Source organism: Enterobacter cloacae complex sp. IR5412 (assembly GCF_049237385.1).
GTDB classification, from domain to species: domain Bacteria; phylum Pseudomonadota; class Gammaproteobacteria; order Enterobacterales; family Enterobacteriaceae; genus Enterobacter; species Enterobacter intestinihominis.
Window position 1 is genome coordinate 552,794 of sequence record NZ_JBMKHQ010000001.1, and the last position, 23,871, is coordinate 576,664.

The window sequence follows — 23,871 nt, forward strand, 5'->3', positions numbered from 1 at the left end:
CTATCGCAACACCATCAGCAGCGCCAGCACGACAACCGCACCGATGCTCATGGATGCCACATACCAGCGCAGATAGCCGTTCTCGCTGTACAGCAGGCCTTTACCTGCAAAGCGAGAGAGGATCGCCGGGATATTCATCAGGCTGTTCAGCGGATCGCGCTTCAACAGCCACGCAATGCCCAGGAACGGCTTCACGAAGATCATGTCGTACAGCCAGTCGAAGCCCCATGCGTTGTACCACCAGGTGCCCAGCAGACGGCCCGGCGCGCTGTTGGCAACGGCAGTCACCAGCGTGCGTTTGCCCAGCCACAGCCATGCGGCAATCAGGATGCCCGCGATAGCCACAACGCCGGAGGTGATTTCAAGCGTCAGAACGCGACCGTGCTCAAGCTCGGTTGTTGCCGGCAGTACGCCCTGCAACGGTGGCACAATCATCGCGCCAACGAAGGTGGAGAGTACCAGCAGCACAATCAGCGGCAGGTGGTGGGTAATCCCCTTCCCTGCGTGGGCGTGAATTTGTTCTTTACCGTGGAAGACGATGAAAATCATACGGAAGGTGTACAGGGAGGTCATAAACGCACCGACCAGACCCGCAACCATCAGATTGATATGACCATTCGCCATGGCGCCCGCCAGGATTTCATCCTTACTGAAGAAGCCTGCGGTAATCAGCGGCAGTGCCGCCAGCGCCGCGCCGCCTACCAGGAAGCAGATATAGACCAGCGGGATGGACTTACGCAGTCCGCCCATTTTGAAGATATTCTGCTCGTGGTGGCAGGCCAGGATCACCGAACCGGATGAGAGGAACAGCAGCGCTTTAAAGAACGCGTGCGTCATCAGGTGGAAAATGGCTGCGTCCCACGCCTGAACGCCCAGCGCCAGGAACATGTAACCAATCTGGCTCATGGTGGAGTACGCGAGAACGCGTTTGATGTCGGTCTGCACCAGTGCGGCAAAGCCTGCCAGCACCAGCGTAACCGCACCGACGATACCCACCAGATGCAGAATTTCCGGGGTCATCAGGAACAGGCCATGGGTACGCGCAATCAGGTAGACACCGGCGGTGACCATGGTCGCAGCGTGGATCAGCGCGGAGACAGGGGTTGGACCCGCCATCGCGTCGGCAAGCCATGTCTGCAACGGCAGCTGTGCGGATTTACCCACAGCACCACCCAGCAGCATCAGCGTTGCCCACCACAGCATGTTGTTGCCTGCTTCGAAGTGCGCTGGCGCCAGTTCCACCATTTCGCGGAAGTTCAGCGTGCCCAGTTCGTTGTAGAGAATGAACAGCGCGAAAGCGAGGAAGACGTCACCCACACGGGTCACGACGAACGCTTTCATGGCCGCTGCGCCATTCTTCGGATCGGTGTAGTAGAAACCGATCAGCAGGTAAGAGCACAGACCCACGCCTTCCCAGCCCAGATACATCAGCAGCAGGTTATCGGCCAGCACCAGAACCACCATGCTGGCGATAAACAGGTTGGTGTAGGCGAAGAAGCGGGAGTATCCCTCTTCACCGCGCATGTACCAGGAGGCGAACATGTGGATCAGGAAGCCGACGCCGGTGACCACGGAGAGCATGGTCAGAGACAGACCATCCAGCACCAGGTTGAAACCGATGTTGAAGTTACCGACCGACATCCAGTTCCACAGCGGCACGCTATAGGCCTGACGTCCATTGTTAAAGAAATCGATACCCGCATACGCTGTCACCAGCGCAGCCAGACCGATTGAGCCAATGCCCACGGTGGCAGACAGATTCTCAGACCAGCGGCCGCGAGAAAATGCCAGCAGCACGAAGCCAATCAGCGGAAAAATAATGGTTAAGGCAAGCATGTTCATCCACGCAACTCACTTACTGAATCGATGTTCAGGTTCTGGCGGCGACGATGGAGCTGCAGCAACAGCGCCAGGCCAATACTCGCTTCGGCAGCCGCGAGGCTGATGGCGAGAATGTACATCACCTGACCGTCGGCCTGGCCCCAGTAGCTACCGGCGACCACAAAGGCCAGCGCGGAAGCGTTGATCATGATTTCCAGACCGATCAGCATAAACAGCAGATTGCGGCGGATAACCAGACCGGTTAAGCCCAGAACGAACAAAATCGCAGCGAGGATCAGTCCATGTGTTAAGGGGATCATGCGCGCTCCTCCGTTTTTCTTTTCGCACGGTCATCAGTGCGGTTGCTCAGCACCTCACCAACACGTTCTTCGCGACCGACGTGGAAGGCAACAACCAGGCCCGCCAGCAGCAGCATAGAGGCCAGTTCAACCGCCAGAACGTACGGACCAAACAGCGCAATACCAACAGCCTTGGCGCTGATTGGCGTGCCGTCAATGCCCTGGTCGTTAACGCCCAGAATAGCGTAAACAATCACCACCAGCATGATGGCCGACAAAATTGCCGGGCCAATCCACACCTGCGGTTTTAACCATTGACGTTCCTGCTCAATTTCAGAGCCGCCCAGGTTGAGCATCATCACCACGAACACGAACAGCACCATAATGGCACCCGCGTAGACGATAATTTCCAGCGCACCGGCAAAATGCGCGCCCAGCGCAAAGAACACCCCGGAAATAGCCAGCAGCGAAATGATTAAATACAGCAACGCATGCACCGGATTGGTGTGCGTGATCACTCGCAGCGTAGCCAGGATGGCGATAAGGCCACAGATATAAAAAGCGAATTCCATTGCCCTCTCCTTACGGTAACAGGCTCTTGACGTCGATAGGCTTAGCTTCGTTCTCTGCTTCGCCCTTATCTTTGCCGTCGATTGCCATACCCGCCATCCGGTAGAAGTTATATTCCGGGTATTTGCCCGGACCGGAAATCAGCAGATCCTCTTTCTCGTACACCAGGTCCTGACGCTTGTACTCACCCAGCTCGAAGTCTGGAGTCAGCTGAATCGCCGTGGTTGGGCACGCTTCTTCACACAGACCGCAGAAAATGCAGCGTGAGAAGTTGATGCGGAAGAACTCAGGGTACCAGCGGCCGTCCACCGTCTCGGCTTTCTGCAGAGAGATACAGCCTACCGGACACGCTACCGCACACAGGTTACAGGCTACGCAGCGCTCGGAACCGTCCGGGTCGCGCGTCAGCACGATACGGCCACGGTAGCGCGGCGGCAGATATACCGGCTCTTCCGGATACATCCGGGTTTCGCGTTTGGCAAACGCGTGCAAGCCGATCATCCAGATACTGCGTACCTGGGTGCCAAAGCCTACGAGTAATTCTTTTAAGGTCATGATCTCAAAGCCCCTTATGGCTGCTGCCAGAGAATGACAGCCGCCGTTACCAACAAGTTGACGAGCGTCAGCGGCAGGCACACTTTCCAGCCGAAGGACATTACCTGGTCATAACGCGGACGCGGTAAGGACGCACGAATCAAAATGAACATCATCATGAAGAACGCGGTTTTCAGCGCGAACCAGATGAACGGCGGTAAGAACGGGCCATGCCAGCCACCAAAGAACAGCGTTACCATCAACGCGGAAATGGTGACGATACCGATGTACTCGCCCACGAAGAACAGACCGAATTTCATACCGGAATATTCAATGTGGTAACCGTCGGCCAGTTCCTGTTCGGCTTCTGGCTGGTCAAACGGGTGACGGTGACACACCGCCACGCCCGCGATAGCAAAGGTCACAAAACCAAAGAACTGCGGGATAACGTTCCAGATGTCGGCCTGGTTGTTGACGATGTCGGTCATGTTGAATGAACCGGCCTGCGCCACCACGCCCATCAGGGAGAGCCCCAGGAACACTTCGTAGCTCAGCGTCTGCGCGGAAGCACGCATCGCACCCAGCAGCGAGTATTTGTTGTTACTGGACCAGCCTGCGAACAGCACCGCGTACACCGCGAGGCCTGCCATCATCAGGAAGAACAGAATGCCGATGTTCAGGTCAGCCACCACCCAGGTCGGGCTGACGGGAACGATAGCAAACGCCAGCAGCAGCGAGGTAAAGGCGATCATCGGCGCCAGCGTAAAGATCACGCGGTCCGAGAAGCGCGGAACCCAGTCCTCTTTAAAGAACATCTTGATCATGTCCGCCACCAGCTGGAGTGAACCACCCCAGCCCACGCGGTTCGGTCCGTAACGGTTCTGGAACAGACCGAGCAGACGACGTTCACCAAAGCTCATGAACGCGCCGCAGGTGACGACCACCAGCAGAATGACGACCGCTTTCAGAATGCTCAGCAGGATGTCGATAAGATCCGGCGTTAACCAACTCATGCTTTTGCCTCCTGAAGGTTATCAAGATGCGCACCCGCCAGGACCGGCGCGATGCCAGGCATACCCATAGGCAGACCCACCTGCCCTGCTGACAGGCTTTCAGAAATAATCAGCGGCAGGCTGATTGTCTGGCCGTCGTAGCTAAAGGCAATGTTCGCACCCGCGTTAACGCCAAGCTTCGCGGCATCCGCCGGGTTGAGCTTGATGTACGGCTGCGGCATACGCTGCTGGAATACCGGAGAACGCTGGGACATTTCGTCGCTACCGAACAGATGGTAGTACGGCGCAATACGCCAGTGGCCTTCCTGAGCCTGGAAACGTTCCGGAACGGTAGAGAAGAAGTCCAGATCGGTTTCGGAGGCTTCAATCAGACGCACGCCCGGATCGCCGTGGCGCAGATGACCACCCACTTCAGCCTGGAATTTGTTCCATGCCTGCGGGGAGTTCCAGCCCGGTGCCCATGCAAATGGGATTTGCGAACGCGGCGCAGACGGCTGGTTGTTCCCTTCCATCGAGAAGGCGAACATGGTGTCTTTATCCTGCGGCTGACGCGGTTCGTGCACGCTGATATTGGCACGCATCGCAGTACGACCGCTGTAGCGGTGCGGCTCACGCGCCAGTTTCTGGCCGCGAATACGGAAGCTTGCGTCAGGCGCGGCGTCTTTAATGCCCGCCAGCTGAGGCAGTTTCTCAACAACCGCGTCGATAACGTGGTCGAGCTGCGTCCAGTCCACTTCACGGCTCTGCACGGTGCTGTGCAGAGAGTGCAGCCAGCGCCAGCTTTCCAGCATCACGGTGTTGCTGTCGTAGTAGGCCGGGTCATAAACCTGGAAGAAGCGCTGTGCGCGGCCTTCGTTGTTGATCACCGTCCCGTCGCTTTCTGCGAAGCTTGCAGCAGAGAGCACCAGGTGTGCTTTGTCCATGATCGCGGTGCGCTGATGGTCGATAACCATCACCAGCGGTGCTTTGGAGAGCGCGGCGTCAACGCGAGCGGCGGAAGCGTGGCGATGCAGGTCATTTTCCAGCACTACCACCGCATCAGCAGAACCGGATTCCAGTTCGCTTAACGCTTCTTCCAGCGAGCCGCCGCCAATCATGCCCAGTCCGATGCTGTTCACCGCACGGGCAATCATGGTCACACCGACGTCAGCGCCACGGCCCTTCAGGGCTTTGGCAACGTTCGCTGCGGCCTGAATGATTTCAGCGCTACCGGCGTTGGTACCGGAAATGATCAGTGGTTTCTTCGCCCCCGCCAGCGCCTGAACAATCACGTCGACCTTGTTCTGCAGGTCGCGATCCAGTTCAACGGCCGGCGAGTTGCTGTCCAGCGCGTGGGCAATGGCAAAGCCGAGGCGAGCCTGATCTTCAACCGGTGCGCAGTAGGTCCACGCGGCGATATCGTCCAGACGGGTGTTGTCGACGTTAGTCACAAACAGAGGATGCTTCGCGCGCTGGCCGATGTTGAGGATCGCCGCAATCTGCCAGTCAGCCACTTTCTGCGCCGCTGCCATTTCACGTGCTTTACCCTTCACCGCCTGACGAACCGCCAGAGCCGCGCGTGCGCCGGTCTGCGTCAGGTCTTCCCCGAGCACCAGAACCGCATCATAGGATTCGATTTCGCGCAGCGCAGGCGTGTGTACACCGCCTTCACGCAGCACTTTCAGCACCAGTTGCAGACGTTCCTGCTCGCCATGGGCGATACCGGTATAGAAGTTTTCCGCCCCAACCAGCTCACGCAGCGCGAAGTTGCTTTCGATGCTGGCGCGCGGGGAGCCGATGCCGATCACTTTCTTCGACTGGCGCAGAATATCTGCCGCGCCCTGCATCGCCTGTTCAGCGTTGAGGGTAATGACGTCGTCGCCACGGCGCTGAACCGGCTGACGCGGACGGTCTTTCAGGTTCACATAGCCATAGCCAAAACGACCGCGATCGCAGAGGAAGTAGTGATTAACGGTACCGTTGTAACGGTTTTCGATACGACGCAGTTCACCGTAACGTTCACCCGGGCTGGTGTTACAGCCGAGGGAGCACTGCTGGCAGATGCTTGGCGCAAACTGCATGTCCCATTTACGGTTGTAACGCTCGGAGTGGGTTTTATCCGTGAACACGCCGGTCGGGCAGATTTCTACCAGGTTACCGGAGAATTCGCTTTCAAGCGTACCGTCTTCCGGACGACCGAAGTAAACGTTGTCATGCGCGCCATACACGCCCAGATCCTGACCGTCTGCATAATCTTTGTAGTAACGCACGCAGCGGTAGCAGGCGATGCAGCGGTTCATTTCGTGAGAGATGAACGGCCCCAGATCCTGATTTCGGTGAGTACGCTTGGTAAAGCGATAGCGACGGAAGCTGTGACCAGTCATGACGGTCATATCCTGAAGGTGGCAGTTACCACCCTCCTCACACACCGGACAGTCGTGTGGGTGGTTGGTCATCAACCACTCCACTACGCTTTCGCGGAACTGTTTGGCTTCTTCGTCATCAATCGAAATAAAAGTGCCTTCGGTGGCTGGCGTCATACAGGACATCACCAGTCGACCACGCGTGTCTTCCGCGTTTTGATATTGCTTCACCGCACACTGGCGGCAAGCACCGACGCTGCCCAGCGCCGGATGCCAGCAAAAGTACGGAATATCGAGGCCAAGAGACAGACAAGCTTCCAGCAGGTTGTCCGCCCCGTTGACTTCGTATTCTTTGCCGTCTACATGAATCGTAGCCATTAGCATGCTTCCAGTTGGCTCGGCCGAAACCGAGCGTTAATCAAAATTCTGTTTTTACCAGCGTGCTTTCAGCAGGTTCGGCTGAATACCATTGATAGAATGGGTATTGCTGAACGGCTGCTTGATGCCTGCTTCGAATTCGTCGCGGAAATATTTAATCGCGCTCTGCAGCGGCTCGACGGCACCCGGTGCATGGGCACAGAAGGTTTTACCTGGCCCTAAGAATCGACACAGTTGCTCAAGTGTCTCGATATCGCCAGGCTGGCCTTCGCCACGTTCGATAGCGCGCAGGATCTTCACGCTCCACGGCAGACCGTCACGGCATGGTGTACACCAGCCGCAGGACTCGCGGGCGAAGAACTCTTCCAGGTTACGCACCAGGGATACCATGCCGATCTCGTGGTCGACGGCCATCGCCAGCGCGGTACCCAGACGGCTGCCTGCTTTACCAATGCTTTCGAACTCCATTGGCAGGTCAAGGTGGGCTTCGGTTAAGAAGTCTGTCCCTGCCCCACCCGGCTGCCAGGCTTTGAATTTCAGGCCATCGCGCATACCGCCGGCGTAGTCTTCAAGAATTTCACGTGCGGTGGTGCCGAACGGCAGCTCCCAGACGCCAGGATTCTTCACGCGACCGGAGAAGCCCATCAGCTTGGTACCGGCATCTTTACTTGATGAGATGCCCTGATACCACTCCACGCCGTTCGCAAGGATAGCCGGAACGTTACACAGGGTTTCGACGTTGTTTACACAGGTCGGTTTACCCCACACGCCGGAGCTTGCCGGGAACGGTGGCTTGGAGCGCGGGTTCGCGCGGCGGCCTTCCAGGGAGTTAATCAGCGCGGTTTCTTCACCGCAGATATAACGCCCGGCACCGGTGTGCACGAACAGCTCGAAGTCAAACCCGGTGCCCAGGATGTTTTTACCCAGCAGTCCGGCTTCAGTGGCTTCGGCAATCGCGCGACGCAGGTTTTCAGCCGCTTCGATGTATTCACCGCGCAGGAAGATGTAGCCACGGTACGCTTTCAGCGCGAACGCGGAGATCAGCATGCCTTCCACCAGCAGGTGCGGCAGCTGTTCCATCAGCAGGCGGTCTTTATAGGTACCCGGCTCCATTTCATCGGCGTTACACAGCAGGTAACGGATGTTCATGGATTCATCTTTCGGCATCAGGCTCCACTTCAGACCGGTGGAGAAGCCCGCACCGCCGCGCCCTTTCAGGCCAGAATCTTTTACCGCATTAACGATGTCGTCTGGCGCCATGCCGCCGAGGGCTTTACGCGCACCGGCATAGCCGTTTTTGCTCTGATATTCGTCGAGCCAGACCGGCTGTTTGTCATCACGCAGACGCCAGGTCAGCGGATGCGTCTCAGCAGTACGAATTACAGTTTTCATTTGTACTGCTCCAGCAGGTCAGGAATCGCTTCCGGCGTCAGATGGCTGTGAGTGTCCTCATCAATCATCATGGTCGGTCCCTTGTCGCAGTTACCCAGGCAGCAGGTTGGCAGCAGGGTAAAGCGTCCGTCGAACGTGGTCTGGCCCGGCTTAATATTAAGTTTCTTCTCAATCGCAGCCTGAATGCCCTGATAACCGGTAATGTGGCAGACAACGCTGTCACAGTAGCGGATCACATGGCGGCCGACCGGCTGACGGAAGATCTGGCTGTAGAACGTGGCTACGCCTTCTACGTCACTTGCCGGAATGCCCAGCAATTTTGCGATCTCATAGATCGCCCCATCCGGCACCCAACCACGCTGTTTCTGTACGATTTTCAGCGCTTCAATGGACGCCGCACGCGGGTCTTCGTAGTGGTGCATCTCGTGCTCAATGGCGGCACGCTCTGCTTCACTCAGCTCAAAAGCCTCGGTTTGTGGTTGTTGATTCTCGTGCATAATTAGCGGTCCACATCTGACATAACAAAATCGATACTACCCAGATACACAATCAGGTCGGAGACCAGACTGCCGCGAATAGCGGCCGGGATCTGCTGCAGGTGCGCAAAGCTTGGCGTACGCACGCGGGTACGGTAGCTCATGGTGCTGCCGTCGCTGGTGAGGTAGTAGCTGTTGATACCCTTGGTCGCTTCAATCATCTGGAAGGATTCTTGTGCCGGCATGACCGGGCCCCAGGAAACCTGCAAGAAGTGGGTGATCAGGGTTTCGATATGTTGCAGCGTGCGCTCTTTCGGTGGCGGCGTCGTCAGCGGGTGATCCGCCTTGAACGGGCCTTCCGGCATGTTGTTGAGGCACTGCTCAAGGATGCGCAGGCTCTGGCGCAGCTCTTCCACTTTCAGCATCACGCGGGTGTAGCAGTCGGAAACGCCGCCGCCAACCGGGACTTCAAAGTCGAAGTTCTCGTAGCCAGAGTAAGGACGGGCTTTACGCACGTCGAAATCAATACCGGTCGCACGCAGGCCAGCACCTGTGGTTCCCCACTCCAGCGCCTCTTTCGCGCCGTAGGCGGCAACGCCCTGGGAGCGGCCTTTCAGGATGGAGTTACGCAGCGCGGCTTTCTCGTAAGACGCCAGACGTTTCGGCATCCAGTCGAGGAATTCACGCAGCAGGCGGTCCCAGCCGCGCGGCAGATCGTGCGCCACGCCGCCGATGCGGAACCAGGCCGGGTGCATACGGAAACCGGTAATCGCTTCCACCAGATCGTAGATTTTCTGACGGTCGGTAAAGGCGAAGAAGACCGGCGTCATCGCGCCGACGTCCTGAATGAACGTGGAGATGTACAGCAGGTGGCTGTTAATACGGAACAGTTCAGACAGCATCACGCGAATCACGTTAACGCGATCCGGGACGGTGATGCCTGCCAGTTTCTCAACGGCCAGCACGTATGGCATCTCGTTTACGCAGCCGCCGAGGTATTCGATACGGTCAGTATACGGAATGTAGCTGTGCCAGGACTGACGCTCACCCATCTTCTCGGCACCACGGTGGTGGTAGCCAATGTCAGGCACGCAGTCGACAATCTCTTCGCCGTCAAGCTGAAGAATAATACGGAATGCACCGTGCGCAGACGGGTGGTTTGGACCGAGGTTAAGGAACATGAAGTCCTCGTTTTCGGTGCCGCGCTTCATGCCCCAGTCTTCCGGCTTGAAGGTCAGCGCTTCCATCTCCAGATCCTGCTTGGCTTTGGTCAGCTCAAACGGGTCGAATTCGGTGGCGCGTGCCGGGTAGTCTTTACGCAGCGGGTGGCCGGTCCAGGTCTGCGGCATCATGATGCGCGTCAGATGGGGGTGGCCGTCGAAGGTCATGCCGAACATTTCCCAGGTTTCACGCTCGTACCAGTTAGCGTTTGGGAAAAGTTTGGTGATCGTCGGCAGATGCATGTCGTTTTCAGACAATGCCACCTTGAGCATGATATCCGTGTTGCGGTCTATTGAGATCAGGTGGTAGAAAACGGAAAAATCCGCAGCAGGGAGACCCTGGCGGTGCGTTCTCAGACGTTCGTCCATGCCGTGTAAGTCAAACAGCATGACGTAAGGTTTTGGCAATTTCTTGAGGAAATCGACAACTTCCAGTAATTGCTCACGCTTCACCCAAACAACGGGTACCCCGGTGCGGGTGGCCTGAACAGTAAAGGCATCCGGCCCAAAACGGTTGCGCAGTTCGCCAATGACGGGGTCATCGAGATGATCCCGGGTCTGCCAGGCGGCTTCTTGCGCGGTTAAGTCGGTCATATTGTTCACCATTGCAAATGGTCCGTGGTGACTGTTAAGCCTGGCTTCGCGCTATTTGAGTAGTGATATGCGAAGGTGTTCTCCAGGCCCACAGGCGCAAATTAAATTTCGTCAGGCGTACGCAGGTTGGTGACGGCAATACGTTCACCACGTTTACGCTCGCGCTCAGACTGCATGTTCGCGCGATAGACACCTTGATCGCCGACAACCCAGGAGAGCGGACGGCGTTCTTTACCGATTGACTCCTGCAGCAGCATCAGCGCCTGCATATAGGCCTCTGGACGCGGCGGGCAGCCCGGGATGTACACATCCACCGGAATGAACTTATCAACGCCCTGCACAACGGAATAAATGTCGTACATACCGCCGGAGTTTGCACATGCGCCCATGGAGATTACCCATTTTGGCTCCAGCATCTGGTCATAAAGACGCTGAATAACCGGTGCCATCTTGGTAAAGCAGGTCCCGGCCACCACCATCAGGTCAGCCTGACGTGGAGAAGCACGCAGTACCTCGGCCCCAAAACGCGCAACGTCATGCACCGCAGTGAATGACGTCACCATTTCAACGTAGCAGCAAGAAAGGCCAAAGTTGTATGGCCAGATGGAGTTCTTACGACCCCAGTTGACCATATCGTGCATGGCATGTTCGAGCTTGCCCATGTACACGCTTTTGTTGACTTCTTGCTCCAGGGGGTCGGTTACGATCTCCTGTTTTTGCAGGGGGTAACGGTCATTCTCACCGTTAGGATCTATGCGGGTGAGCGTATAATCCATCTTATTGCCTCGCTGTTACTGCTGACGATTAGAGATACTGTTTTCCGGGTTGATGTGTTCACGGCGTGAACGCACAGGTGTCCAGTCCAGCGCGCCAATACGCACCAGATAAACCAGACCGGCCAGTAACACTAAAATGAAAATTGCGGCCTCGACAAAGCCCACCCAACCACTTTCGCGAATGGAGGTAGACCACGCGAAGAGGTAAAGCGCTTCCACGTCGAAAATGACGAAGAACATGGCTACCAGGTAGAACTTGGCAGACAGGCGTAAGCGAGCGGTACCTACTGAATCAATACCTGATTCGAAAGGTGTGTTTTTGTGCCTTGCGCGGGCGCGACCGCCCAGGAACCAGCCGCCGACTAACATCAGGCAGCACAGGCCAATGGCTACAATAAGAAAGATTGCGAATGCCCAGTGATGAGCGATGACTTCTGTGGATGTTGACATACTCATTGCTTACTCATCAAAAGTGATACCGACGACACTGCTCTTGCTGGCAGATGGGCATCACATCGATTCATGGGGAGGAACAAAATAACCTTACACTAACTGTCAGAAATGAGACATAGACAGCAAAATGATGGGGTTTTTTACTCCTTTCTATAACCTTTTGTCAACTTTAACAAAGGTTTCTTCACATTAAATTACAACGTGCGATTCTCATTAACATTTGGTGCCCTTTAACCCTGGTGGGTACATGACTTTACGTCAAATGCATCTTGTTGAATCGTGTCCGTTTTGGAAGTAAAAAAAATAACCCTCCTATTTTGACAGGATTTGCCAACGATTCCTCCCCCCAAATGGGAGTATTTTCTTGATCTGAGACACGCTTTTGTTAATTCAATCAAAAAAACAGCAACATATTTCCTGTTTTTTTAACATCGGCGGGGTATTAGGCAAGTTAGAAGAGGTATCGTTTACAACTTAACCAAAAGCATTTTCTGCATTGATAAATAAGCGGTATTTGCTTTAACCCTGCTCCGTTCGCGGTTATGAATAGCAAAAAAAACCACTCGCAGGAAAAAATCATGCGAGTGGCTCTTTTTTGCACTTACATTTTGTTACGAGAATTTTGGGGGAATGATCACTCAAAATCCCTTTCCACAATCAGGGAGTCATCCCCTCCTTCCGGAGTAACAGGCGCGTACTGCCATGGATTGTGGTAGTTTTCCATTGCCTCGAATACCACTTTCGCTAGCTCGTTGTTGCTGGCGGCATTATGGCACAGCAGGTACTCCGTATCCGGCAACGACGGGAGTCCCTCAGATTGACCCAGCACACGCAGATCGGGGCTCATCATCTCCACCGGACGGGCTGTTACGCCAAGTCCGGCCTTCACTGCCGCTCGTACCGCAGGCAACGTTGACGCAACGTACGCCAGGCGCCACGGAATACTGGCTTCGTTGAGCGCAGTCAGCACCATATCGCGGAACGGACTAGGATCGTCCAGCAGGACCAGGGGTATTGGCTCACCTTTTTGCAATACGTACTCCGCGGCACAGTACCAGTGCGTAGGAGAAGTACGCAGCGTCAGGCAGTCATACTGGCCAGGTCGATGCGTGGTGACCACCAGGTCAACCTCGTTTTCTTTCAGCATCTCAACCATGAAGGCATTGCGTTTAACGCTAACGTCCAGGGCAAGCTTCGGATAAACCGAGCTAATTCGGTTGAGAAGGAAGGGCAAAATGGTATCTGCTGATTCATCTGACGCCCCTAATGTTAACACTCCCTGAAGGTTGCTAAACATTAAAGACATACAGGCTTCATCATTAAAGCGCAGTATCTTTCTGGCATAACCCAGAAGCTGAATACCATGTTCTGTTAAAAGCTTATTACGTCCATGACGCGCAAAAAGCTCTTTACCAACCAGTTGTTCCAGCCGCTGCATTTGCTGACTCACGGCGGACTGGGTACGGCAAACGGCGGCAGCAGCTGCTGCAAAAGTGTTGAGATCGGCGACCGCAACAAACGTTCTCAGCAGATCGAGGTCGAGATTCATTATCGGACGATTTGCATTTATCATATCTTTTCACTTTCAGGTTGCTCGTGCGGAGCTGCCCGGGTTGAAGCTGTGTGTAACAGTTAAGCAATTCCTTCTGAAGAGTTTCCCTCGCGTCCCGGCCCGGCAGACTGCCTGACAGATAGTTATTGTACTTTGGTATATCAACAGTCAGAAATCACGTTTCATGACGTTATTTTTATTCTCTTGCGTTCAGGATATTTCGTTATCTGAAGGTAGATGTAAATTCCATTAAGAGTAAGACATGTTTTCTGCCATCTATATCGCAGCGTTGCCAGCGTAGCAAGATGTGACTTACCCAATCAGCCAGAGATTACTTTAACAATAACAATCGATTAATACAGGAAGGCAGAAGCTGATATACGTAACAGGCCTATCGCTACGCTGCATTCCCAAAACACATCTTAACCCAAATCCACTATATTTATAAGTCTTATTGCAATATAACGGATTTAACGCCAATGATAAGCAACTACACTCTTTTTATTAAAATTAACGAAAGTTGCATTTTCTTCGTTAATAATAAATAAAGTTTAATTTAGATTCAGGCCATTCATTAATAACACTTAACATTAATTTCACATGAGTAACTTTTAACCTGGCTTTGCTAATAGAGCAAACTGTATCTCAGCATTCAGGTTTTACGAATGGTCACTCAGGGGGACTAACGCTTCAGCCCGGATCGTCTTTTAATTTAAATCAGAATAATATTAATATTTATGTGAAACTTTCAGCATAAAAAACCCAACATTAAGCGTTTTCACGGTAATTTCAGGCGCAAAATCACTCCATCATTAGATTAAGCAATCACAGCAGTGCTGCCTGGTTGGACAAAATCTTCTTCTGTGCGCCCTTCAAAACGAAGCGCGGTGGGAGTACATTGTTCCGTGCTGCTTCCACGGCAGGAAGTTGCAATAATAGCGAAAAGGTTAAAGGTTCATGTCCCCTATCGAAAAATCCAGCAAGCTCGACAACGTCTGTTACGACATCCGTGGCCCGGTACTCAAAGAGGCAAAACGCCTTGAAGAGGAAGGCAATAAGGTTCTGAAACTCAACATCGGCAACCCCGCGCCATTTGGTTTTGAAGCGCCGGATGAGATCCTGGTGGATGTGATCCGTAACCTGCCCACTGCACAAGGCTACTGCGATTCAAAAGGGCTTTATTCCGCCCGTAAAGCCATTATGCAGCACTATCAGGCTCGCGGTATGCGCGACGTCACCGTTGAAGATATCTACATTGGCAACGGTGTCTCGGAGCTGATCGTTCAGGCGATGCAGGCGCTCCTGAACAGCGGCGATGAAATGCTGGTTCCCGCTCCAGACTATCCGCTGTGGACGGCTGCGGTATCGCTCTCCAGCGGTAAAGCGGTGCACTATCTTTGCGATGAATCGTCGGACTGGTTCCCGGATCTGGATGACATTCGCGCCAAAATAACACCGCGCACCCGGGGAATCGTGATCATTAACCCGAATAACCCGACGGGCGCGGTCTATTCAAAAGAGCTGCTGATGGAGATCGTCGAGATCGCCCGCCTGCACAACCTGATCATCTTTGCCGACGAGATTTACGACAAGATCCTGTACGACGCGGCGCAGCACCACTCTATCGCCGCGCTGGCGCCCGATCTGCTGACGGTCACCTTTAACGGACTGTCTAAAACTTACCGCGTTGCAGGTTTCCGTCAGGGCTGGATGGTACTGAACGGTCCGAAAAAACATGCGAAAGGCTACATTGAAGGGCTGGAGATGCTGGCATCCATGCGTCTGTGCGCCAACGTACCGGCGCAACATGCGATCCAGACAGCACTCGGGGGCTATCAAAGCATCAGCGAGTTTATCGTTCCAGGCGGCCGCCTCTATGAACAGCGCAACCGTGCATGGGAATTAATTAATGATATTCCGGGCGTCTCCTGCGTGAAGCCTAACGGCGCGCTGTATATGTTCCCGAAAATCGACGCGAAGCGCTTCAATATTCACGACGACCAGAAAATGGTGCTCGACTTCCTGTTGCAGGAAAAAGTGCTGCTGGTTCAGGGGACGGCGTTTAACTGGCCGTGGCCGGATCACGTGCGTATTGTAACCCTGCCGCGCGAAGACGATCTCGAAATGGCCATCAGCCGCTTCGGGCGATTCCTCTCGGGGTACCATCAGTAACGCTGACTTTCCGCCGGGTGGCGCTGCGCTTACCCGGCCTGTAACATCTGCAAATTTGCATCTTCCCTCCCCTCCCCGCACAATGAAGTCCGCCGCAGTGAAGACATAAGGTAACCTATGAGTCAGAGTCATTTCTTTGCCCACCTCTCCCGCCTGAAACTCATCAACCGCTGGCCGCTGATGCGCAACGTGCGCACTGAAAATGTGTCTGAGCACAGTTTGCAGGTTGCTATGGTCGCTCATGCGCTGGCAGCAATTAAAAACCGCAAATTCAACGGGCAGGTTAATGCCGAACGTATCGCCCTGCTGGCGTTGTACCACGATGCATCGGAAGTGCTGACCGGGGATCTGCCTACGCCGGTGAAATATTTCAACTCGCAGATTGCCCAGGAATATAAGGCCATTGAGAAGATTGCCCAGCAGAAGCTGATCGATATGGTGCCTGATGAGCTGCGTGATATCTTCGGGCCGCTGATCGACGAGCATCAGTATACGGAAGAGGAGAAATCCCTGGTTAAGCAGGCCGATGCGCTGTGCGCCTACCTGAAATGTCTGGAAGAGTTATCCGCGGGGAATAACGAGTTCCTGCTGGCGAAAACGCGTCTGGAGAAAACGCTCGACTCCCGCCGTAGCGAAGAGATGGATTACTTTATGCAGGTGTTTGTGCCGAGCTTCCATTTGTCGCTGGATGAGATCAGTCAGGATTCGCCGCTGTAGTTTTTCGCCCAGCGGCGCTGCGCTTGCAGGGCCTACGAATCACGTAGGCCGGGTAAGGCGTAGCCGCCACCCGGCGATGTTCTCAGAACGGATATAACACCGGAATCAGCACCACGCATACCAGCATCACCAGCACGGTGAACGGCACGCCCAGCTTTACAAAATCGCTGAATCGATAGTTTCCCGGCCCCAGCACCAGGGTATTGACCGGGGAAGATACCGGCGTCATAAATGCCGCGGACGCCGCCATCGCTACCACCATCGCAAACGGATAGGGCGAAACGCCCATCGATTTTGCCATCGCCAGCGCAATAGGCGCCATCAGCACCGCCGTTGCGGTATTGGAGATGAACAAACCAATGGTGGCGCACATGACGAACAGGCAAACCATCATCAGGTACGGACCATATCCCCCGCCCGCGTCCATTAAGCCTTTTACGATCAAATCCACCCCGCCGGTTTTCTGTAGCGCCAGGGCGAAGGGCATCATCCCAACGATGAGAATGATGCTTGGCCAGTGAATCGCTTTGTAAGCGCTTTCGGCGTCGATACAGCGGAATTTGCCCATTAACAGACAGGCGATTATCGCCGCCACCGGGTTAGGGATCTCGTCCGTCAGCATCAACGCGACCATCAACACCAGGCAAAAAATCGCATGGGGCGCCTGACTGTGCGCCGGTGACGCGTCGCTCTCTTCAATCGGCATATTCAGCACCACAAAATCGCGGCCTTTCTGCCCGAGCTGGCTAATCAGTTTCCAGTTGCCGACCACGAGGAAGATATCCCCCAGCAGGATCGGCTCATCCACCACCGCCCCTTCAAGGGCTACGCCATCGCGCTTCAGGCCCACCACGTTGAGACCATAGCGGGTACGAAAGCCGATTTCGCGCACGGTTTTGCCCAATAACTCCGATTCCGGGATTAGAGACACCTCGGCCATACCCACATCCAGCGCCCGGTCGGAGAAATACTCGCCGCGCAGCACCATCGGCTCCAGCAGTTGCTCGCTACAAAACTCTCGCAGATCCACGTCCGCGGTGGACATATCAATCAGCAGGACGTCACGCGCGCGAAACTCTGACACCCCATTCACGTTAACGATTACCCGACGAAAACGACGCCAGCGCTCAACCCCGATGACGTTCGCGCCATAGCGTTCGCGTAGCTTAAGGTCGTCCAGCCGCTGGCCTATCATCGGCGAACCGGGGCGGATAGCCAGCCGACGGGCGCGCCCGGTCAGACGGTACTCTTTGATCAAATCGCGAAAAGTTCGCCGCTTCCAGCCCTCTTTGGCTTTGTCCTGCTTCTCCCCTTTCAGCGCGAAACGGGTCAACAGCATATAGATAATGCCCATCACCAGTACAACCAGCCCGATCGGCGTGACGCTGAAAAAGCTAAACCCCTCAAGCCCCTCACGGATCAGTTCGCTGTTTACGACGAGGTTCGGCGGGGTCGCGACCAGCGTCATCATGCCGCTGATGAGCCCGGCAAAGCTCAACGGCATCATCAGCCGCGACGGGGAGATCTGCATCCTCATGCAGACGCTCAGCACAACCGGAATAAAGATGGCCACGACCCCCGTCGAGCTCATAAACGCACCCAGTCCGGCGACCGTCAGCATCAGGTAAATCAGCATTTTGGTTTCGCTGCTGCCCGCCACTTTAACCAGCCACGACCCCATCATCGTCGCCACGCCGGTGCGTACCAGCCCGTCGCCAATAATAAACAGGGCGGCAATCAAAATAACGTTGGGATCGCTAAACCCGGAAAAGGCTTCCGGCAGGGAAAGGGTACCGCTCAGAACGAACGCGACAATCACAAACAGGGCGACGGCATCCATGCGCACCTTGCCCGTGGCAAAAAGAATGATGGCGATTAACAGCAGGCTCAGGACCCAAATCAGTTCACCGTTCACAACATGTCCTTGTCAGTGGAGGAGAAGCAATTCTGCCATAAAAAAGCCCCGGTAATGCGGGGCTATATCATGGGATTACATTTTTAGCGAGACGGTTACAACGCCGTCTGATGCCTTCGAGACGTCGATGGCGGTCAGAGTATTAAGCACAAAATCCGCCTCCTCCAGCCGGGGGGACCCCGCCGGGACGTTAACGGCAATGACGTGGCTTCCGGCGTTCAGCCCGGCCAGCACGCCTGCCGCCGCGTCTTCCACCACCACGCACTCCGCTGGCGCAAGGCCGAGCAGTTCAGCGCCGAGCAGAAACGCATCCGGTTCGGGCTTGCCGCGCTTTACGCGCTCAGCGGTAATGAAGACGTCCGGCGTCGGTAAACCGGCCGCCTTATGGCGGGCATGCGCGACAGGAACCGAGCCGGAGGTGACGATAGCCCACGGGATCTGCGCTTCATTCAGATGCTCAAGCAATTCGCGCGCACCGGGCAGCGCGGTGATGCCCTCAGTGTCGGTAGCTTCAATCTGCTCCAGATATTTGAACTCCGCCTGAATCTCTTCCTCAGGACGTCCCGCCAGGAAGTGCCGCAATGAGGTAATGGCCTGTTTGCCATGGATGAAATTCAGTACATCCTGATGGTCAATGCCGTGCCTGTCGGCCCAATGACACCAGGAACGCTCCACTACCGGCAGCGAATCCACCAGCGTACCGTCCAGATCAAACAGAAAACCTTTACACTGCACACGCACCTCCGTCAGGCATTAATGATTTGTTGAATTTCGTTGCTGCTTAAATGGTACTGACGCGGACAGGCGTGCCACGCGCTCAGCATACGTTGATACTTATCCCACATTGGGGTCTGGGCGTTGAAGCCGTGCGTACCCGCATCAAAATGAGTGTAGCGCCCTTCGGTGTTCACCATAAAGCGCACATAGCTCAGATAGCGCGCTTCTGTCGCGGCATCAAAGCCCAGGAACGTTACGCGGCGCTCGTCAATGGACTGCTGGTCTTTCAGATTGGTCCAGGACACATGCAGCGCATGGTACATCTCCATGATGTCGATAACGATACGGCAGGTTTCCTCTTTCAGTTCGCCAAATTCGCGATCCAGTTCGCGCATCTGCAAGCCAAAACCACGTTCAACAATGGTTTGCAGGCGGCTGTAGCGCGCAGCGTTATCGGGATCAAGCATAGTCATCATCTTGTACTGGTTAGACAAAATCAGACGTTGAGCATGGGTCATTTCCATCTTTCGACTCCTGTAGCGCATTGCACTGTAAAAAAAAGACACGGTAACTGATTGTTACTGTGCCTTCTTTTGGTCGTCGTTTCGATGATCAATCACAAATCATCGAGGAATGTTTTATCAAGCTGTTTAAACGCGCGCTTGAGGGTGTCCGCCAGCGCCTGATAATCCGGCTTGCCTTCAACCGGGGCGAGCGCCTGGCCGGCCTCCTCCAGTTTTCCACGCACTTCATAAAACCAGTGTAAAATAGAAGGCGGAAGTGGCGTGACGGAACGTTTACCTAACCACCACAATCCCTGCATGGGCAGGCTTAACGCAAAGAGCGCCGTCGCGACGGCAGGTCCAAGCTGTCCACCCAGCGCAATTTGCCAGCAAAGAGTAAAGACGGCGATCGGGGGCATAAAGCGAATCGCATAGCGCGTGGCGCGAATAGTGCGATTTTCAATAAACATGGGCGCGAGGCGCTTTTCCATCGGCCATGTCTTTGCGTAATGCTGTCCCCGACGAAACAGACTAAAAAAGTTCACGGACGGGATTTCAGGTGTTGACATGGCTGTACCTCAACTTCACATATAAAAATTAAAATTTTCGTGCAAAACCACAACAGGCTATGACAACGTTCAAAATATTTTGTCATCGCTACCCCGTATCGGGTATCCTGTGCCAGCCTGATAGGCCGTAGACGAGAAGCGTTAACTCGTCAAATTATCGCATATTATGCCATTGTCTGAAAAATGTTCAAAATGGCTTAAAATAATAGGTATTTCTTCCATCCTGCCAGAATGTTCGTTTGGCATGATGTTAATCATAAATGTCTGAGTCAGCATGCGTTACGCTTTAGACTCATTGACGTTTTTTTAGCCACGTATCAATTATAGGTACTTCCATGTCGAGTAAGTTAGTACTGGTTCTGAACTGCGGTAGCTCTTCACTGAAATTCGCCATCATCGATGCGCTCAACGGTGATGAGTACCTCTCTGGTTTGGCCGAATGTTTCCATCTGCCTGAAGCACGTATCAAGTGGAAGATGGACGGCAGCAAACAAGAAGCGGCTTTAGGTGCAGGCGCCGCTCACAGTGAAGCGCTGAACTTTATCGTTAACACTATTCTGGCACAAAAACCAGAACTGTCTGCTCAGCTGACTGCGATTGGTCACCGTATCGTCCACGGCGGCGAAAAATACACCAGCTCCGTGGTAATCGACGACTCTGTGATTCAGGGCATCAAAGACTCTGCGTCTTTCGCACCGCTGCATAACCCGGCTCACCTGATCGGTATCGCTGAAGCACTGAAATCCTTCCCGAATCTGAAAGATAAAAACGTGGCCGTGTTTGACACCGCGTTTCATCAGACCATGCCGGAAGAGTCTTACCTCTATGCCCTGCCATACAGCCTGTACAAAGAGCACGGCGTACGTCGCTACGGCGCACACGGCACCAGCCACTTCTATGTGACTCAGGAAGCCGCAAAAGTACTGAACAAGCCGGTTGAAGAAGTCAACATCATCACCTGCCACCTGGGCAACGGTGGTTCTGTTTCTGCTATCCGCAACGGTAAGTGTGTTGATACCTCTATGGGTCTGACCCCGCTGGAAGGTCTGGTGATGGGTACCCGTTCCGGTGATATCGACCCGGCGATCATCTTCCACCTGCACGACACCCTGGGCATGAGCGTTGACGACATCAACAAAATGCTGACCAAAGAGTCTGGCCTGCTGGGTCTGACCGAAGTCACCAGCGACTGCCGTTACGTTGAAGACAACTACGCAGAAAAAGCTGACGCTAAACGTGCAATGGACGTTTATTGCCACCGTCTGGCGAAGTACATCGGTTCTTACACCGCGCTGATGGACGGTCGTCTGGACGCGGTTATCTTCACCGGCGGCATCGGTGAGAACGCGGCAATGGTACGTGAGCTGTCCCTGGGCAAACTGGGCGTACTGGGCTTCGAAGTCGATCACGAGCGTAACCTGGCTGCCCGCTTCGGCAAGTCTGGCTTCATCAACAAAGAAGGCACCCGCCCGGCTATCGTTATCCCAACTAACGAAGAGCTGGTCATCGCGCAAGACGCGTGCCGCCTGACTGCCTGATTCCACACCGCCAGCAATGCTGGCGGTGCTGTTTTGTAGCCCGCCCAACGCGGCGGTAACGAAAGAGGATAAACCGTGTCCCGTACTATTATGCTGATCCCTACCGGAACCAGCGTCGGCCTGACCAGCGTCAGCCTCGGCGTGATCCGCGCTATGGAACGCAAAGGCGTTCGTCTGAGCGTCTTTAAGCCTATCGCCCAGCCACGTGCCGGTGGCGATGCGCCAGACCAGACCACCTCCATCGTTCGTAAGAACTCCAATCTGCCAGCGGCTGAACCGCTGAAGATGAGCCACGTTGAATCTCTGCTCTCCAGCAACCAGAAAGACGTGCTGATGGAAGAGATCATCGCCAACTACCACGCAAACGCGCAGGACGCTGAAGTGGTGCTGGTTGAAGGCCTGGTCCCGACCCGTAAACACCAGTTTGCCCAGTCTCTGAACTTTGAAATCGCGAAAACCCTGAACGCAGAGATCGTTTTCGTGATGTCTCAGGGCACGGACACCCCAGAGCAGCTGAAAGAGCGTATCGAACTGACGCGCAGCAGCTTCGGCGGTGCGAAAAACACCAGCATCACCGGCGTGATTGTTAACAAGCTGAACGCGCCAGTAGATGAGCAGGGCCGTACGCGTCCTGACCTGTCCGAAATCTTCGACGACTCTTCCAAAGCGAAAGTCATCAAAGTTGACCCGGCTAAGCTGCAGGATTCCAGCCCACTGCCGGTGCTGGGTGCGGTGCCATGGAGCTTCGATCTGATTGCCACCCGTGCAATCGATATGGCGCGTCACCTGAATGCCACCATCGTTAACGAAGGCGATATCAACACCCGCCGCGTGAAGTCCGTGACCTTCTGCGCGCGCAGCATTCCGCACATGCTGGAACACTTCCGCGCAGGTTCCCTGCTGGTGACCTCTGCTGACCGTCCAGACGTGCTGGTTGCAGCGTGCCTGGCTGCGATGAACGGCGTGGAAATCGGTGCGATCCTGCTGACCGGTGCCTACGAGATGGACCCGCGCGTCAGCAAGCTGTGCGAACGTGCGTTCGCCACTGGCCTGCCAGTATTCATGGTGAACACCAACACCTGGCAGACCTCCCTGAGCCTGCAAAGCTTCAACCTCGAAGTGCCGGTTGATGACCACGAGCGTATCGAGAAAGTTCAGGAATACGTTGCGGGCTACATCAACGCAGACTGGATCGAATCCCTGACGGCGACGTCCGAGCGCAGCCGTCGTCTGTCTCCTCCAGCCTTCCGTTACCAGCTGACCGAGCTGGCGCGTAAAGCGGGCAAACGCGTGGTTCTGCCAGAAGGTGACGAACCACGTACCGTTAAAGCGGCGGCCATCTGTGCAGAGCGCGGTATCGCGACCTGTGTGCTGCTGGGTAACCCGGATGAGATCAACCGCGTTGCGGCGTCTCAGGGCGTTGAGCTGGGCGCTGGCATTGAGATCGTTGACCCGGAAGTGGTTCGCGAAAGCTACGTTGCCCGCCTGGTTGAGCTGCGTAAGAACAAGGGCATGACCGAAGCCGTTGCGCGCGAGCAGCTGGAAGACAACGTCGTGCTGGGTACGCTGATGCTGGAGCAGGACGAAGTTGACGGCCTGGTTTCCGGTGCGGTTCACACCACCGCGAACACCATCCGTCCACCGTTGCAGCTGATCAAAACCGCACCGGGCAGCTCTCTGGTCTCCTCCGTGTTCTTCATGCTGCTGCCTGAACAGGTTTACGTTTATGGCGACTGCGCGATCAACCCGGACCCAACCGCAGAGCAGCTGGCAGAAATCGCAATCCAGTCTGCGGACTCCGCGACTGCCTTCGGTATCGAACCGCGCGTCGCGATGCTCTCCTACTCCACCGGTACCTCTGGTGCAGGCAGCGACGTAGAGAAAGTCCGTGAAGCGACCCGCATTGCGCAGGAAAAACGTCCGGATCTGATGATCGACGGCCCGCTCCAGTACGATGCCGCGGTAATGGCTGACGTTGCGAAATCTAAAGCGCCTAACTCGCCGGTTGCAGGTCGCGCTACCGTGTTCATCTTCCCGGATCTGAACACCGGTAACACCACCTATAAAGCGGTACAGCGTTCAGCAGACCTGATCTCCATCGGGCCAATGCTGCAAGGTATGCGCAAGCCTGTGAACGACCTGTCTCGTGGTGCGCTGGTTGACGATATCGTCTACACCATCGCGCTGACGGCGATTCAGTCTTCGCAGCAGCAGTAAGCTAAAAAGCCCGGTGGCGCTAGCGCTTACCGGGCCCAGGGTTTTGTAGGCCGGATAAGCGAAGCGCCATCCGGCAAAAAAAGGCGACCATTCAACGGTCGCC

At 55.1% G+C, this 23,871-nt stretch carries 20 protein-coding genes; 4 read left to right on the plus strand and 16 right to left on the minus strand.

Annotated elements, in window-relative coordinates; genetic code table 11:
* The 12 genes from nuoL to lrhA form a co-directional block, all read right to left on the minus strand.
* Positions 1–1,842, minus strand: a complete 1,842-nt coding sequence (gene nuoL / locus ACOTX2_RS02620) for an NADH-quinone oxidoreductase subunit L (RefSeq protein ID WP_023300625.1) — start codon at positions 1,840–1,842, stop codon at positions 1–3.
* The gene (gene nuoK / locus ACOTX2_RS02625) at positions 1,839–2,141 is read right to left on the minus strand and encodes an NADH-quinone oxidoreductase subunit NuoK (RefSeq protein WP_006176506.1); all 303 of its coding nucleotides are present in this window, start codon (positions 2,139–2,141) and stop codon (positions 1,839–1,841) included. The genes nuoL and nuoK overlap by 4 nt, the downstream gene beginning before the upstream one ends.
* Positions 2,138–2,692, minus strand: a complete 555-nt coding sequence (gene nuoJ / locus ACOTX2_RS02630; protein ID WP_006176507.1) for an NADH-quinone oxidoreductase subunit J — start codon at positions 2,690–2,692, stop codon at positions 2,138–2,140. Before nuoJ ends, nuoK begins: the two co-directional genes overlap by 4 nt.
* Before the next feature lie 10 nt (positions 2,693–2,702).
* On the minus strand, positions 2,703–3,245 hold the full coding sequence (nuoI, locus tag ACOTX2_RS02635) for an NADH-quinone oxidoreductase subunit NuoI (protein WP_003861491.1): 543 nt from the start codon (positions 3,243–3,245) through the stop codon (positions 2,703–2,705).
* A gap of 14 nt (positions 3,246–3,259) precedes the next feature.
* Positions 3,260–4,237 (minus strand): NADH-quinone oxidoreductase subunit NuoH, encoded by a 978-nt coding sequence (gene nuoH / locus ACOTX2_RS02640; protein WP_022648828.1) that lies wholly within the window; start codon positions 4,235–4,237, stop codon positions 3,260–3,262.
* On the minus strand, positions 4,234–6,957 hold the full coding sequence (gene nuoG / locus ACOTX2_RS02645; protein WP_023300626.1) for an NADH-quinone oxidoreductase subunit NuoG: 2,724 nt from the start codon (positions 6,955–6,957) through the stop codon (positions 4,234–4,236). The genes nuoH and nuoG overlap by 4 nt, the downstream gene beginning before the upstream one ends.
* 54 nt (positions 6,958–7,011) lie before the next feature.
* Positions 7,012–8,349: an NADH-quinone oxidoreductase subunit NuoF gene (nuoF, locus tag ACOTX2_RS02650; protein WP_006811381.1), complete on the minus strand. Its 1,338-nt coding sequence runs from the start codon at positions 8,347–8,349 to the stop codon at positions 7,012–7,014.
* Complete coding sequence (gene nuoE / locus ACOTX2_RS02655; protein ID WP_063147688.1) at positions 8,346–8,846, minus strand: NADH-quinone oxidoreductase subunit NuoE; 501 nt, start codon at positions 8,844–8,846, stop codon at positions 8,346–8,348. The genes nuoF and nuoE overlap by 4 nt, the downstream gene beginning before the upstream one ends.
* A gap of 2 nt (positions 8,847–8,848) precedes the next feature.
* On the minus strand, positions 8,849–10,651 hold the full coding sequence (gene nuoC, locus ACOTX2_RS02660; protein ID WP_003861484.1) for an NADH-quinone oxidoreductase subunit C/D: 1,803 nt from the start codon (positions 10,649–10,651) through the stop codon (positions 8,849–8,851).
* A gap of 89 nt (positions 10,652–10,740) precedes the next feature.
* On the minus strand, positions 10,741–11,415 hold the full coding sequence (gene nuoB / locus ACOTX2_RS02665; RefSeq protein ID WP_003861482.1) for an NADH-quinone oxidoreductase subunit NuoB: 675 nt from the start codon (positions 11,413–11,415) through the stop codon (positions 10,741–10,743).
* 15 nt (positions 11,416–11,430) lie between these two features.
* The gene (gene nuoA, locus ACOTX2_RS02670) at positions 11,431–11,871 is read right to left on the minus strand and encodes an NADH-quinone oxidoreductase subunit NuoA (RefSeq protein ID WP_003861475.1); all 441 of its coding nucleotides are present in this window, start codon (positions 11,869–11,871) and stop codon (positions 11,431–11,433) included.
* A 631-nt stretch (positions 11,872–12,502) separates the two neighbouring features.
* On the minus strand, positions 12,503–13,441 hold the full coding sequence (gene lrhA / locus ACOTX2_RS02675; protein WP_032622483.1) for a transcriptional regulator LrhA: 939 nt from the start codon (positions 13,439–13,441) through the stop codon (positions 12,503–12,505).
* Between the two features lie 936 nt (positions 13,442–14,377).
* Here lrhA and alaA point away from each other — a divergent pair.
* Together alaA and yfbR are read left to right on the plus strand one after the other, a co-directional pair.
* Complete coding sequence (gene alaA, locus ACOTX2_RS02680) at positions 14,378–15,592, plus strand: alanine transaminase AlaA (RefSeq protein ID WP_022648831.1); 1,215 nt, start codon at positions 14,378–14,380, stop codon at positions 15,590–15,592.
* 117 nt (positions 15,593–15,709) lie between these two features.
* Complete coding sequence (gene yfbR, locus ACOTX2_RS02685) at positions 15,710–16,309, plus strand: 5'-deoxynucleotidase (RefSeq protein WP_022648832.1); 600 nt, start codon at positions 15,710–15,712, stop codon at positions 16,307–16,309.
* Between the two features lie 82 nt (positions 16,310–16,391).
* Here yfbR and ACOTX2_RS02690 read toward each other — a convergent pair whose 3' ends face one another.
* From ACOTX2_RS02690 to yfbV, 4 genes are all read right to left on the minus strand, one after another.
* Positions 16,392–18,224 carry an SLC13 family permease gene (locus ACOTX2_RS02690; RefSeq protein ID WP_063146680.1) on the minus strand — a complete coding sequence of 611 codons (1,833 nt, stop codon included), beginning with the start codon at positions 18,222–18,224 and terminating at the stop codon, positions 16,392–16,394.
* A gap of 75 nt (positions 18,225–18,299) precedes the next feature.
* On the minus strand, positions 18,300–18,959 hold the full coding sequence (locus ACOTX2_RS02695; RefSeq protein ID WP_022648834.1) for a sugar phosphatase: 660 nt from the start codon (positions 18,957–18,959) through the stop codon (positions 18,300–18,302).
* 11 nt (positions 18,960–18,970) lie between these two features.
* Positions 18,971–19,465, minus strand: a complete 495-nt coding sequence (locus ACOTX2_RS02700; RefSeq protein WP_008502874.1) for a YfbU family protein — start codon at positions 19,463–19,465, stop codon at positions 18,971–18,973.
* 92 nt (positions 19,466–19,557) lie between these two features.
* Complete coding sequence (gene yfbV, locus ACOTX2_RS02705; protein WP_003861459.1) at positions 19,558–20,013, minus strand: terminus macrodomain insulation protein YfbV; 456 nt, start codon at positions 20,011–20,013, stop codon at positions 19,558–19,560.
* A gap of 335 nt (positions 20,014–20,348) precedes the next feature.
* Between yfbV and ackA the strand changes: the two genes are divergently transcribed.
* Both ackA and pta read left to right on the plus strand, forming a co-directional pair.
* Positions 20,349–21,551, plus strand: coding sequence for an acetate kinase (ackA, locus tag ACOTX2_RS02710; RefSeq protein WP_022648835.1), 1,203 nt, complete (start codon positions 20,349–20,351; stop codon positions 21,549–21,551).
* A 75-nt stretch (positions 21,552–21,626) separates the two neighbouring features.
* Positions 21,627–23,768, plus strand: coding sequence for a phosphate acetyltransferase (gene pta, locus ACOTX2_RS02715; RefSeq protein ID WP_022648836.1), 2,142 nt, complete (start codon positions 21,627–21,629; stop codon positions 23,766–23,768).
* Positions 23,769–23,871 lie beyond the last annotated feature (103 nt).

What these genes read in the sequence shown, in the direction of transcription:
- nuoC (WP_003861484.1), bottom strand. Translation starts at nt 10,651, where the DNA reads ATGGTGAACAATATGACCGACTTAACCGCGCAAGAAGCCGCCTGGCAG.
- ACOTX2_RS02700 (WP_008502874.1), bottom strand. Translation starts at nt 19,465, where the DNA reads ATGGAAATGACCCATGCTCAACGTCTGATTTTGTCTAACCAGTACAAG.
- yfbR (WP_022648832.1), top strand. Translation starts at nt 15,710, where the DNA reads ATGAGTCAGAGTCATTTCTTTGCCCACCTCTCCCGCCTGAAACTCATC.
- nuoA (WP_003861475.1), bottom strand. Translation starts at nt 11,871, where the DNA reads ATGAGTATGTCAACATCCACAGAAGTCATCGCTCATCACTGGGCATTC.
- nuoG (WP_023300626.1), bottom strand. Translation starts at nt 6,957, where the DNA reads ATGGCTACGATTCATGTAGACGGCAAAGAATACGAAGTCAACGGGGCG.
- nuoK (WP_006176506.1), bottom strand. Translation starts at nt 2,141, where the DNA reads ATGATCCCCTTAACACATGGACTGATCCTCGCTGCGATTTTGTTCGTT.
- nuoI (WP_003861491.1), bottom strand. Translation starts at nt 3,245, where the DNA reads ATGACCTTAAAAGAATTACTCGTAGGCTTTGGCACCCAGGTACGCAGT.
- nuoE (WP_063147688.1), bottom strand. Translation starts at nt 8,846, where the DNA reads ATGCACGAGAATCAACAACCACAAACCGAGGCTTTTGAGCTGAGTGAA.
- nuoJ (WP_006176507.1), bottom strand. Translation starts at nt 2,692, where the DNA reads ATGGAATTCGCTTTTTATATCTGTGGCCTTATCGCCATCCTGGCTACG.
- nuoF (WP_006811381.1), bottom strand. Translation starts at nt 8,349, where the DNA reads ATGAAAACTGTAATTCGTACTGCTGAGACGCATCCGCTGACCTGGCGT.
- yfbV (WP_003861459.1), bottom strand. Translation starts at nt 20,013, where the DNA reads ATGTCAACACCTGAAATCCCGTCCGTGAACTTTTTTAGTCTGTTTCGT.
- nuoL (WP_023300625.1), bottom strand. Translation starts at nt 1,842, where the DNA reads ATGAACATGCTTGCCTTAACCATTATTTTTCCGCTGATTGGCTTCGTG.
- ackA (WP_022648835.1), top strand. Translation starts at nt 20,349, where the DNA reads ATGTCGAGTAAGTTAGTACTGGTTCTGAACTGCGGTAGCTCTTCACTG.
- alaA (WP_022648831.1), top strand. Translation starts at nt 14,378, where the DNA reads ATGTCCCCTATCGAAAAATCCAGCAAGCTCGACAACGTCTGTTACGAC.
- nuoB (WP_003861482.1), bottom strand. Translation starts at nt 11,415, where the DNA reads ATGGATTATACGCTCACCCGCATAGATCCTAACGGTGAGAATGACCGT.
- lrhA (WP_032622483.1), bottom strand. Translation starts at nt 13,441, where the DNA reads ATGATAAATGCAAATCGTCCGATAATGAATCTCGACCTCGATCTGCTG.
- nuoH (WP_022648828.1), bottom strand. Translation starts at nt 4,237, where the DNA reads ATGAGTTGGTTAACGCCGGATCTTATCGACATCCTGCTGAGCATTCTG.